Source organism: Saccharopolyspora galaxeae (genome assembly GCF_016526145.1).
Lineage (GTDB): Bacteria > Actinomycetota > Actinomycetes > Mycobacteriales > Pseudonocardiaceae > Saccharopolyspora_C > Saccharopolyspora_C galaxeae.
Genome location: NZ_JADDUE010000009.1, coordinates 165,592 through 177,204 on the forward strand (window position 1 = coordinate 165,592; position 11,613 = coordinate 177,204).

Consider the following 11,613-nt stretch of genomic DNA (forward strand, 5'->3'; position numbering starts at 1 on the left):
ACATGGATGTCGTCACTGGGGAGTTCGACACCGCCGGACGGTCGGCGGTTCGTCCCGCTCGTCGTCGCGCACCGGCACTGCGGCCGGTCCCGTTCATGGTCGGGAGTCCCTCCGATCGGATGCGGTGTGCCTGGGGTGAGCCGCAGCGCCGCGTCCGACCGGGTCGCCACCGGCCGCGGTCGAACAATTGCTTTCCTGGGGAGGAAAAATGCCGGAATCCACCGGATCCGGGCGGACCAGCACGACCTGGCGCGTCGGCGCCCGGCAGCCCGTCGACTACGAAGTCGTGATCGCGAGGGGACTGCTGGAGCCGCAGAACCGGGAACTGGCGCAGGCGTGCGGGGCGGACGGCGTTGCGACGCGGTGCCTGGTGCTCATCGACGACGCCGTGGACGTGCTCTACGGCGAGGCGCTGCGCGCGTACTTCGACGCCTGGTCGATCGACACGAGCTGGACCGTGATCAACGGTTCGGAGGAATCCAAGAGCATCGCGCAGGTCGTGGCCGCGACCGAGGCGATGAGCTCGATGGGCATCCTGCGCCGGGCCGAGAAGGTCATCGCCATCGGCGGCGGTGCCGTGCTGGACGTGGCCGGCATGGCCGCCAGCCTCTACCGCCGAGGAGTGCCGTACGTGCGGGTGCCGACCACCCTCATCGGCCAGGTCGACGCCGGAGTGGGGGTCAAGACCGGCGTCAACTACGGGACGCACAAGAATCGGCTGGGCAGCTACTACGCCCCGGAGAAGGCGCTGATCGACCCGGAGTTCCTGCGCACGGTCCCGCAGCGGCACATCAACAACGGCATGGCCGAGATCGCCAAGATGGCGCTGATCAAGGACCGCGAGCTGTTCGAGCTGCTGGAGTCGGTGGCCGGCGAAGTCAGCGCGGCCACGCTGGCCGACGCCGGCCCGCACCTGCTGGAGATCATGACCCGCGCCATCGGGGGGATGCTCGACGAGCTCGAACCCAACCTGTGGGAGCACGAGCTGGAGCGGGTGGTGGACTACGGGCACACGTTCAGCCCGTCGTTGGAATTGCGCGCGGACCCGCCGCTGCTGCACGGCGAGGCGGTCGCGGTGGACATGGCGGTGTGCGTGGCCGTGGCGCACAACCGAGGGCTGCTCGGCCACGAGGGCGCGGACCGGGCGCTCGCCCTGCTGCAGGCGCTGGGATTGCCGACCACCGACCCGGTGTTCACCACCGAGCTGCTCGCCGAGTCGTTGCAGGACGCGGTCCGGCACCGGGACGGTGCGCAGCGGGTACCGCTGACCAGCGGGCTCGGTTCCGCGGTGTTCGTCAACGACATCGACGACGGCGAATTGGCCGCGGCGCTGGAATTCGTGCGCGCGGCGGCGGGCACCGGCCTGGTGCGGGCGAGCCGATGAACCCGGTCGCGGTGGTCGACGTCGGCGGTACCCGGCTGCGCAGCGCCACCTGGACACCGCGGGGCGGGCTGCGGGACCGGACCGAAGCGGCCTCGCCCGGGCGCTACCGGGACCCCGATGCGACGCCGGAGCAGCTGCGGGCACGCCTGGTGCAGGAGATCTGCCAGGCCGTCCCGGCCAGGCCGGATGCGGTGGCCGGAGTCTCCGTCGGCGCGGCCCTGGACCACCGGACCGGTGCGGTTTACGCCTCGGCGCCGCTCTGGGGGGACTGCACCGAGCCGTTGGACCTCCTCGGTGAACTGCGCGCGGCGCGGCCGGATGTGCGATGGCACGTGGTCAACGACGTGACCGCGGCCCTGCTGCACGCCGCGGCCTCGCCGGTACTCGCAGCGGTCCGGAAGGTGCTGCTGGCCACGATCAGCACCGGCATCGCGTGCCGCGTGATCGACCAACGGGACGGCCGGATCGCGGTCGACGATTGCGGCCTGCAAGGCGAGATCGGGCACCTCCCGGCGCACGCCGCGATGCGCGGAGAGCCGCTGCGGCTGCGGTGCGATTGCGGTGCGCCTTCGCACCTCGCCGCTTTCAGCTCAGGCCCCGGCATCCGACGGGTGGCCGAGCTGTTGCGGCTGAACCGGCCCCGTCAGTGGCAGGAATCGCTGCTGGGGAAGCGGATCGCGGACGGCGCGGCGTTCGAGGACGCGTTCGCCGCGGCGCTGCACAGCGCCGATGCGGCGGCGACCGAGCTGCTGTCGGTGGTCACCGAACCGGTGGCTGACGTGGTGCGTACGGCGCTGTGCCTGGACCCGGAACTCGATCGAATCGTCCTCACCGGCGGGGTCGCAGTCGGCTTGGACGAGCACTACCGCACGGCTGTGCTGGAGCACCTGGACCGGGCGGGCACCTACCTGACCGGTGAACTGGCGCCGGACTGGGCGCGGCGGCGCATCGAGATCGCCGGCCCGGAATCGGCCGACTGCTTGGTCGGCGCGGGCATCGCCGCGGCGGGGCAGCGGTGAGCGGGCGGCACCGCGCCCTCGTGCGCGGTTCCGGCAGGATCGCGGTGGAACTCCGGCCGACGCCGCGCCCTGCCGCAGGGGAGCTGCTGGTCGCCACCAAGTTCGCCGGGTTGTGCGGCACGGACATCCAGATGCTCCGGGGACTGCGCGACGACGCCGCCGAGGTGATCGGACACGAAGGGATCGCGACCGTGATCTCCGCCGGCGCCGGTGCGGGGCCGGGGCCGGGCACCGAAGTCGTGGTGAACCCGACCCACCCGTCCTCCGAGTCCTTCCTGTTGGGGCACAACGTGAACGGCCTGCTGCAAGAGCGCACTCTGGTGCCGCGCGACGCGGTCGAAGCTGGCCTCGTGCTCCCGCTGGAAACGGCCCCGGAGCCGGAACTGGCGGCATTGCTCGAACCCCTCTCGGTGGTGCGGTACGCGCTGAGCGCGTTGCAGCGGTTCCGCCCGGAGACGTTGGTCGTCTTCGGTGGCGGAACCGTGGGCCGGTTGGCGATCCGCGCCGCGCACCGCTGGCTCGGCCCGGCCGTGCGCACCGTGCTCGTGCACCGCGGTGCCGAACCGGGGCTCACCGGAGCGCACACCGACATCCGAACCGATGATCTCGGCGCAGTGCGCGGATTGGTGGCCGTTCTGGTGGCGACGCCGCGCGACGGCACGGTCGAGTGCCTCCGCGCCGCGCTGGGCATGTCCGCGGACAGCCTGGTGGTGGACCTGGTCGGCGGGCTGTCCGCCGGTGCGGAAGTGCCGGAGCTGCCCGGGGTCGACCTGGCCGCGGTCAGGGCCGCGAACCGCACCGGGTTCCCCGATCCGCCGAGCACGTACACCGGACGAGCCCCGAACGGCGGGCACGTGCGGTTGTTCGGGCATCGCGGGGTTTCCGCGGAGCACCTACGCGCGGCCGCAGCCGAACTCGTCCGGGACCCCGGGCGATATCGGGACGTCATCACGCACGTGACCGGACTCGGCGGCGCAGCACGAATCATGCGCGATCTCGCCCGCGGCGGAGATCGCATCGTCGACGGCAGACGCCTGGTGAAGCTCGCCGTTCGCGTCGGCGACCCGTAGCAACGACACGAGGAGCACTTGATGACGCAGATTTCCGAGCCGGCGCGCGCGTTGGTCGTCGGGGGCTCGACCGGCATCGGACGCGCGATCGCCGGCGCCTGGGCGGAAACCGGCGCGGAAGTGATCGTGGCCAGCCGCAGCCGTCCGGACGATGCGGCGCTCGGCTGGCTGCAGATCGACCTGTCCGATCCGGCGGGCACCAGGCGGGCGCTGGCCGAGGTGGTCCGGCAAGGACCGCTGCACGCGGCCTGCTACTCCGCCGTCCACTACGGGGACAAGCGAGCACCGTTGCGCGACGTGGCCGAATCCGAGTGGCTGCACCAGCTCGAAGTGAACCTCAACGGGCTGTGGCGCACCGTGGCCGCCGTGTCGGCGGCCCTGCGCGAGGCCGCTCCCGGGCTGTTCGTGGGGGTGTCGTCGGAGGTGGTCTACAACGCGGGCCCGGGCAGACCCGGTTACGCGGCCACCAAGTCGGCCGCGGCGAGCTTGCTGGACTCGCTCGCGCAGGAGGAGAGCGCCGAGGCGCTCCGGGTCGTGCAGGTACTGCCCTCCGGCATGGTCGACACTCCCGGGATCCGCCGTCGGCGGCCCGCGGACTTCGACTACGGCGAATACATGCGGCCCGCCTGCTTCGCGCCGCTCGCGGCGGAGCTGCTGCGCACCCGCGGCACCGAGCAGCACGGTGACCACTTGGTGGTGCAACCGGACGGTTCATGGCGCTCCGTGCACGCGGGTCTGCCCGAATCGCAGAGCAGGGAGCCGGCCACGTGAGCCCGCCGCTGGTCGGCGTCGTCGATTGGCGACTGCCGGTGCGCGGGGGAGCCGCGGTCGAGCTGGCCGGGCGGATCGGCGCGGACGGCGTCCAGCTCGATCTCGGAGGGCCGGGGCGTGGCGAGCGGCTCGACGGTCCCGGGCGGCTCGGCCGCATCCGGGAAGCGTCCTGCCGGGCCGGGGTCGCGGTGCTCGCAGTGGCCGTGAACGCCATGAACGACATCGGCCTGATGTCGGGCGATGCCGCTGTGCGCAGCACGCTGCTGCGTGCGCTCGATGCGGCGGGCGCGCTCGGCGCCGGCCTCGTGTTCGTGCCGAGTTTCCGACGCAGCGCCATCGACGGAACCGCGGCGCTGCGCAGTACCGCCGAAGTGCTGCGGTGGGCAGCGGCCGAAGCCGCCGCGCGCGGCCTGCTGCTGGCGAGCGAGAACGTGCTCGACTCCCGGCAAGCGCGGGCGATGGCAACAGCGGTCGGCTCGGATTCCTTCCGCCTGCTGCTGGACACCTACAACCTGGTCGCGGCCGGGGGCGACCCGGTGCGGCTCGTCTCGGCCGTTCCGGAGCTGCTCGCCGACCAGATCCACGTGAAGGACGGCCCGGGCGGAGATGCGTCGCGGGTGCTCGCGGCCGTTGCGCGATCCGGGACCGATGTGGGCGCCCTCGTGCTGGAGAACGACCACCGGGACGACGACGCGGCGCGGCTTCGGCGCGATCTGGCCCGGTTGCGCCGGTACGCCGCCCGATTCACCGATGCACCGAACAGCGAGGAATTCTGATGGACCAGCGAGTCATCACCGCCCGGATCCTGCTGTTCGACATGGACGGCACGCTCGTCGACTCGTCCGCGGTCGTCGAGCGGACCTGGCGCCTTTTCGCCGAACGCCACGGCCTCGACGGTGCGACGGTGCTCGCCGATGCGCACGGCCGGCCGACCGCGGAGACGGTCGCCCGGCACCTGCCGGGCGCCACCGACGCGGCCGCGGAGACCGCCCGGATAGTGGCTTCCGAGGTGTCCGATGTGGACGGAATCGTGCCGGTTCCCGGCGCGGTGGAGCTGTTGTCGCAACTGCCGGCCGCGAACTGGGCGGTCGTGACCTCGGCAGGCCGGGAACTGGCCGAACGGCGCATGGCCGCGGCCGGGCTGAACCTGCCCGGCGTCGTGGTGAGCGCCGACGACGTCCGATCGGGGAAACCCGATCCGGAGGGCTACCTGCTCGCCGCCGAACGGCTGGGAGCGACCGCCGCGGAGGCGGTCGTGTTCGAAGACGCCGCCGCCGGATTGCTGGCCGCGCGCTCCAGCGGAGCGAGCCCGGTCGTGGTCGGGGGCCACGACGGGCCGGCCGCGGTCGGCCTTCCGCGGGTCGAAGACCTGCGTTCGGTCACCACCGACCGGCGAACCCACGACGGACTGCTCGTGCAGATCCGGAACAGATAGGAGTAGATCTGCTGTGAACGCAAACTGGGGGATCACCGAACGGGACCGGAAGTCCCGATTGCCGTCGCTGACGGGTATGCGTTTCCTGTCGGCGCTGCTCGTGTTCTTCTTCCACGCCTCCTGCACGACGCCGCCGTGGACCTTCTTCGGCGACCCGGCGCAAGCAGGCGCATTCAGCGCGATCACCGCTGACGCGGGCCGCATCGGAGTCGCCTTCTTCTTCGTGCTGAGCGGTTTCGTGCTGACCTGGTCCGGCGACGTCGTGGGCAGCGTCACGGATTTCTGGCGCCGCCGACTCGTGAAGATCGTGCCCAACCACCTGGTCACCTGGGTGCTGGCGATGCTGCTGTTCAGCGGCAGCACCGTCGCGGCGGGGACGGCGCTGGCGAACCTGCTGCTGGTGCACCCGTGGATGCCCGACTACTACACCTTCCTGAGCGTCAACGTGCCGAGCTGGTCGCTGGGGTGCGAGCTGCTGTTCTACCTGTCCTTCCCGGCCCTGCTCCCGCTGATCCGCAGGATTCCGGACCGCTGGTTGTGGGCTTCGGCGACGGGCGTGATCGCGGCCGTGTTCGGCGTCGCGGTCGTGGCGCAGTTCCTGCTGCCCGCGGAGCCCGCGCTGCCGGAGGCGAACTCCCCCGGGTCGGTCTGGCAGTTCTGGTTGGTGTACTTCCTGCCCGCCACCCGCGTGCTCGACTTCGCGCTGGGCATCGTCATGGCGCGCATCGTGCTGCGCGGGCGGTGGATCGGGCTCGGGCTCGGTCCGGCAGCGCTGCTGACCGCCGTGAGCTACGTGCTCGCCTCGTTCGTGCCGTGGGTGTTCCACCTCAACGCCGCCACGATCATTCCGCTGGCGCTGCTGATCCCGGCCGCGGCCTGCGCCGACATCCGGGGGCGGCGATCGCCGTTGCGCGGGCGTTTCGCGGTGTGGCTGGGCGAGATCTCGTTCGCCTTCTACATGGTGCACGCGCTGGTGCTGACCGGAACGCGGGCGCTGCTGGGCGAGAACACCTACTTCGGAGCCGGGGGTGCGGGGCTGGTCGTGCTCGCGGAACTCGTCGTCTCGGTGCTCGGGGCGTGGTTGCTCTACACCGCCGTGGAACGACCGGTCATGCGCAGGTTCGGCCGCCGCCGCGCGGTTCGCTCCACTGTGGACTCCGCTGCGCCCGCGGCCGCACCGACCACCACCGCGAAATGAGGTCTTCCATGCAGACTGCCGCCGACGCCGCCGCGGACCGGACGCCGCGGGCGGAGATGTCCGCACTGGTGCTGGAAGCTCCCGGGACGATCTCCGAACAGCGGATGGTCACGCCGGCTCCTCGCCCGGGGCACTACCTGGTCGAGATCGGCCTTCTGGGGCTGTGCGGAACCGACCTCGGCTTCTACGACGGTTCCAGCAACTACCTCGCCGACGGGCTGAAATCGTTCCCGTTCGTCTTCGGGCACGAGTGGAGCGGCCGGGTCGTCGGCATCGGTGCCGGCGGCACGCGGTTCGCGCTCGGACAGCGCGTTTCCGGGCACAATTTCCGGCCCTGCGGCAGGTGCGCCTCCTGCTCCCGGGGAACTCCCCGGTACTGCCCGCAGCGCAGTGAGATCGGGGTGCTCGGTGCGGAGCCGGGCGCGGCAGCCGACTACCTGGAAGTCCCGGAGGATTCCTTGATCGGGCTTCCCGACCCGGTCGGCGACGCTGCCGCGGTGCTGCTGGAACCCGGTTCGGCCGCGGTGCACGCGGTCCGGCGGCTGGAGATCACCGGCGAGGACCGGGTGGCGGTCTTGGGCGCGGGCACGCTCGGGCTCGTGGCCGCGCAAGTGTGCGCGGGGCTGGGAGCCCGGGTCGCGGTGTTCGACCCCCAGCCCGGACCGCGGGAACTCGCCGCGGAGCTGGGCATCGCGGAGGTGGGGGCTCCGCAGCAGGCCGCGCCCGACGCCTACTCCGCCGTGATCGAGGCATCCGGCGCGGTCGCAGCCGTCCGCGGCGCGCCGGAACTGTGCGCGCCCGGCGGGCGCATCGCCCAGCTCGGCACTCCGCACCACGCGATCGACGGATTTCCGGCCGCCACCTTGGTGGTGAAGAACGTGACGCTGCATGCCGTCTTGTCCGGAATCGGGTACTGGGCGGACATGCTGGAATTCGTGGAAAAACGGCTGCTGCGGCTGGAACCGTTGGTAGATTCGATCCATTCGCGATCCGAAGTCGGCGCAGCCTTCGGTCAGCTCGCCGCCAGCGGCCGCCGACGTCCGAAGATCCTGCTGCGCATGAACGCGCGGTGAAATCCGCAAAAGGAGCAATGAAACCTGTGAGCACTGTTTCCACGTCGACGGCGAAGGTGTACTACACGGCTTCCGGCAGCGGCCCCGGATTGGCGCTGGTGCACGGAACCGGGGCAGATTCCGCGTCGAACTTCGGGCACCTCGTCGAGCGCTTCGCCGACCGGCGAACCGTGATCACCCCGGACTACGCGGGCAGCGGCGCGACCGAGGACGACGGACGGCCGATCACCGTGGAGGCGCTGACCGAACAGGTCGCCGCGGTGCTGCGCGACGCCGCCGACGAGCCGGTGGACCTGGCCGGGTTCTCGTTGGGCGCCGTGGTCGCGGCATCGGTCGCTGCGCGGCATCCGGAGCTGGTGCGGCGGCTGGTGCTCATCGCGGGCTGGCAGGACTCCTCCGATCCGCGGCACCGGCTGGCGTTCGACCTGTGGCGGCGGCTGGCCGATCTGGACGCGCGGGCGTACGCGCAGATGATCAACCTGCTGCTGTTCACGCCGGGGTTCTTGAGCCGGATGGGTGCCGACGCGCTGGAGGAGGCGGTGGCGGGAACGGCGTGCTCGGACGGGACGAACCGGCAGATCGACCTCGGGCTCGCCGCGGACATCACCGGCCTGACGCCGAAGATCACCGCGCCGACGCTGGTCATCGGCTGCACCCACGACCAGCTCGTGCCGGTCGAGCACTCCCGGCAGCTGCACGAATCGATCCCGGGCAGCCGCTACCTGGAACTCGACAGCGGGCACCTCGTGGTCGCCGAACGCCCCGACGAACTCGTCGCCGCCGTTCGCGACTTCCTGCACGACGAGAACTGACGGACCAGGACGGAGACGAGGTTCCGCCCCATGCCCATTCCCGTGTTCGCTCTCATGCTCGGCGTGTTCTGCGTCGGCACCGCCGAAGTGGCGATCTCCGGACTGCTCCCGAACGTCGCGGCCGACCTGGTGGTGACCGTGCCGTCAGCGGGCCTGCTGGTCACCGGCTACGCCCTCGGCGTCACGGTGATCGGCCCGGCGGTCACCCTGCTGACGAGCAGGGTGCGGCGCAAACCGCTGGTGCTCGGTTTGATGGCCGTGTTCGTGGCGGGCAACCTCGTCGCCGTCGTCGCCCCGAACTACGGGCTGCTGATGGCGGCCCGGGTATTCACCGCCACCAGCCACGGCACGTTCGTCGCCCTCGCCTTCTACCTCGCGGTGCTCATCGCGCCGCCGGGGCGGAAGGGCTCGGCGATGGCGAAGATCTCGCTCGGGTTCAACCTGGCGAACGCGCTCGGTTCGCCGCTGGGCACCTTCGTCGGCCAGCGGTTCGGCTGGCGATCCACGTTCGCGGTCATCGCGGTGGTGGCGATCGTGACGGTGGTGCTGATCGCGGTGTTCCTGCACCCGCCCGCCGACCGCGCGCAGCCTGCCGGGCGGTCGAACCTGCGCGCGGAGGTCCGCGAACTGGGCAGTCCGGCGCTCGGGATGGCCGTGGTGATCACCGTGCTCGCGCAGGGCGCGGTGTTCACCACCTCGACCTACCTGGTCCCGATCCTGCAGGACGTCAGCGGGTTCGCACCCGGGCTGATGTCGGCGCTGCTGGTGGTGTTCGGGGTGGGATCGGTCTGCGGGAACTTCGCGGGCGGTCGCATCGCGGACGGGCACGTGCTCCGGGGCGTGCTGCTGCTGCTGAGCACGCTGACCGCGGTGTGCGCGCTGTTCTGGGTGGTCGCGCCGGTGCCCGCCCTGGCCGTGGGCGCGGTGCTGCTGTTCGGAGCGGCGGGGTTCTCCATCATCCCGAGTCTGCAAACGCACATCGAGACGATCGCGGCCGCCGCACCCACCCTCGCGCTGTCGGTGAACGTCTCGGCGTTCAACCTCGGCAACGGCCTCGGAGCGTGGCTCGGCGGCCAGGTCATCGACCTCGGGATGGGAACCCGGTCGGTGCTGCTGACCTCCGCGGTCGTGTGCGGCGCGAGCCTGGCCCTGACCGCGGGTTCGTACCTGCTCGGACACGGCGCGCAGAAGCGGACGGCCGTGCCCGCGACGGCCGGCTGACAGGAGGAACTCCCGGTGCAGCTGCACCTGATCCTTCCGGCGGAAACACCGGACATGCCGTTCACCGAACTCCGCGAACTGGCCGTGCTGGCCGAACGGCTCGGCTACCGCGGTGCGTGGTTGCCGGACCACCTGCTGCCTCCCGGGCGGTACGAACCGGGCAGCTACGGAGGCGTTTTCGACCCGCTCGTCGCGCTGGCGGCCATCGCCGGTGCGACCAGCGAGATCCGGCTCGGCACGTCGGTGCTGGTGCTGCCGTTGCGGAGCCCGTTCGTCGTGGCCAAGCAGGCCGCGACGATCGAGCGGATCTCCGCGGGCCGTTTCACGCTCGGCGTCGGAATCGGCTGGGACGCAGCGGAATTCAGCACGGTCGGGGCGGAGTTCACCGGTCGAGCGGCGCGTGCGGACGAGGCCATCGAGCTGATCCGGCAGCTGCTCGGCGGTGACGGCGCGTTCACCGGTCGGCACTGCGGTTCGCCCGGCGGCGTCTTCGAACCCGTGCCGACCGGGCCGGTGCCGATCGCGGTGGGCGGTTCCGGGAAGCCGGCGCTGCGGCGGGCCGCGCGGCTCGGCGACGAGTGGCAGCCGATCCGCCCGTGCCCGGAACGGTTCGCCGCGGACCTCGCCTGGTTGCGCGCGAACTCGGCGCGCCCGGTTCGCGCGTCGGTGCGCACGTCGTGGACCGGAGGGGCCGCGGAGTTGGATCAGGTGCTCGCGGAGGTGAGCGGTTACGAGCGGGCGGGAGCCGCCGCGACGGCGATCTGGTTCGGCTCGGATGCCGGCGTGCCGGAGCGGATGGCCGAGTTCATCCCTGCGGCGAACGAGGTTCTGCGGAACTCTGCCGGCCGATGGCCAAGGACTTGACCAGCGCGGTGACCTCGTCCAGCCCTTCCCCGTCGAGCAGCGGGGCGTAGGTGCAGATCTCGCGGATCCGGCTGCTGCGCATCGCCAGCACGAGCTCGTACTGCGCGATGATCTCACGGGTGCTCTCGTCGTCGGTGAAGAACGCCACCGGCACGCGGAAGAACTCGGCCAGCCCCTGCAGGTGGTGCAGCGTCGGGTTGTCGCGGTGACCGCGGCACAGCTGGTGCAGGTAGCCGTGCGAGATCGACTTGCCGGTAGCCTCGCTGATCTCCGCGGCCAGCTTCTCGAAGGTCGGCCACCGCCCGGAGCCGTCCCCGCGCTGGTCGGCTTGCCGCACGTGGATGTCGATCAGGTACCCGAGCTTGTCCGCCAGCGTCTTCGGCAGCTGCTCGGCGGGGTCGGCGGCCCGGTTCATGAGTACCTCCACCCGAACGAACTACCTCCACTGCCAGATTAGCTGACCTCGCGGCCATCGGGGACCGCCCGCGGGCGCGGGAGCCAAAACCGCAGGCAGCGCGGATGTGCCGCGTGGCATCCGGTTCCGGGCGCCGTTGGTTCTTGCCCGCGCTGTTCGGGTGGCCGCCACCCCGGACGCCCACATTGCGCGACCAGCTGCACCCGACCGACCCGTTCCACCACCCAATCCTGGGCGCGTGCGTCGGTGTGGCCGCGGTTGCCCAGGAGTTTGCGGAACATCCAGGCGATCTGGCGCACGTACGGCTCGGTGTCCAGGTCGGTTCGGCGGTGCGACGGGTGACCGGCTCCG

General features: G+C 71.5%; 12 protein-coding genes. 11 read left to right on the forward strand and 1 reads right to left on the reverse strand.

Going from position 1 to position 11,613, the window contains the following annotated elements; translation table 11 throughout:
- Window positions 1-208: 208 nt before the first annotated feature.
- From INP57_RS20920 to INP57_RS20970, 11 genes are read left to right on the forward strand one after another with little or no spacing between them, the layout of a single operon-like run.
- Window positions 209-1,384, forward strand: a complete 1,176-nt coding sequence (locus INP57_RS20920; RefSeq protein ID WP_200071985.1) for a sedoheptulose 7-phosphate cyclase — start codon at window positions 209-211, stop codon at window positions 1,382-1,384.
- Window positions 1,381-2,403 carry an ROK family protein gene (locus INP57_RS20925; protein ID WP_200071986.1) on the forward strand — a complete coding sequence of 341 codons (1,023 nt, stop codon included), beginning with the start codon at window positions 1,381-1,383 and terminating at the stop codon, window positions 2,401-2,403. The genes INP57_RS20920 and INP57_RS20925 overlap by 4 nt, the downstream gene beginning before the upstream one ends.
- Window positions 2,400-3,473, forward strand: coding sequence for an alcohol dehydrogenase catalytic domain-containing protein (locus INP57_RS20930; RefSeq protein WP_200071987.1), 1,074 nt, complete (start codon window positions 2,400-2,402; stop codon window positions 3,471-3,473). The genes INP57_RS20925 and INP57_RS20930 overlap by 4 nt, the downstream gene beginning before the upstream one ends.
- Before the next feature lie 21 nt (window positions 3,474-3,494).
- Window positions 3,495-4,244 (forward strand): SDR family NAD(P)-dependent oxidoreductase, encoded by a 750-nt coding sequence (locus INP57_RS20935; RefSeq protein WP_200071988.1) that lies wholly within the window; start codon window positions 3,495-3,497, stop codon window positions 4,242-4,244.
- Window positions 4,241-5,020, forward strand: coding sequence for a TIM barrel protein (locus INP57_RS20940; RefSeq protein WP_200071989.1), 780 nt, complete (start codon window positions 4,241-4,243; stop codon window positions 5,018-5,020). Before INP57_RS20935 ends, INP57_RS20940 begins: the two co-directional genes overlap by 4 nt.
- The gene (locus INP57_RS20945) at window positions 5,020-5,679 is read left to right on the forward strand and encodes an HAD-IA family hydrolase (protein WP_200071990.1); all 660 of its coding nucleotides are present in this window, start codon (window positions 5,020-5,022) and stop codon (window positions 5,677-5,679) included. Before INP57_RS20940 ends, INP57_RS20945 begins: the two co-directional genes overlap by 1 nt.
- Before the next feature lie 13 nt (window positions 5,680-5,692).
- Window positions 5,693-6,877, forward strand: a complete 1,185-nt coding sequence (locus INP57_RS20950; RefSeq protein WP_200071991.1) for an acyltransferase family protein — start codon at window positions 5,693-5,695, stop codon at window positions 6,875-6,877.
- An 8-nt stretch (window positions 6,878-6,885) separates the two neighbouring features.
- A complete protein-coding gene (locus INP57_RS20955) occupies window positions 6,886-7,950 on the forward strand; it encodes a zinc-dependent alcohol dehydrogenase (RefSeq protein WP_200071992.1) in 1,065 nt (354 codons plus the stop codon).
- A gap of 26 nt (window positions 7,951-7,976) precedes the next feature.
- Complete coding sequence (locus INP57_RS20960; RefSeq protein ID WP_200071993.1) at window positions 7,977-8,762, forward strand: alpha/beta fold hydrolase; 786 nt, start codon at window positions 7,977-7,979, stop codon at window positions 8,760-8,762.
- A 30-nt stretch (window positions 8,763-8,792) separates the two neighbouring features.
- Complete coding sequence (locus INP57_RS20965; protein WP_200071994.1) at window positions 8,793-9,983, forward strand: MFS transporter; 1,191 nt, start codon at window positions 8,793-8,795, stop codon at window positions 9,981-9,983.
- A gap of 15 nt (window positions 9,984-9,998) precedes the next feature.
- A complete protein-coding gene (locus INP57_RS20970; protein ID WP_200071995.1) occupies window positions 9,999-10,847 on the forward strand; it encodes a TIGR03619 family F420-dependent LLM class oxidoreductase in 849 nt (282 codons plus the stop codon).
- Here the strand turns inward: INP57_RS20970 and INP57_RS20975 are convergent.
- Window positions 10,789-11,262, reverse strand: a complete 474-nt coding sequence (locus INP57_RS20975; RefSeq protein WP_200071996.1) for an XRE family transcriptional regulator — start codon at window positions 11,260-11,262, stop codon at window positions 10,789-10,791. The genes INP57_RS20970 and INP57_RS20975 overlap by 59 nt on opposite strands.
- Window positions 11,263-11,613 lie beyond the last annotated feature (351 nt).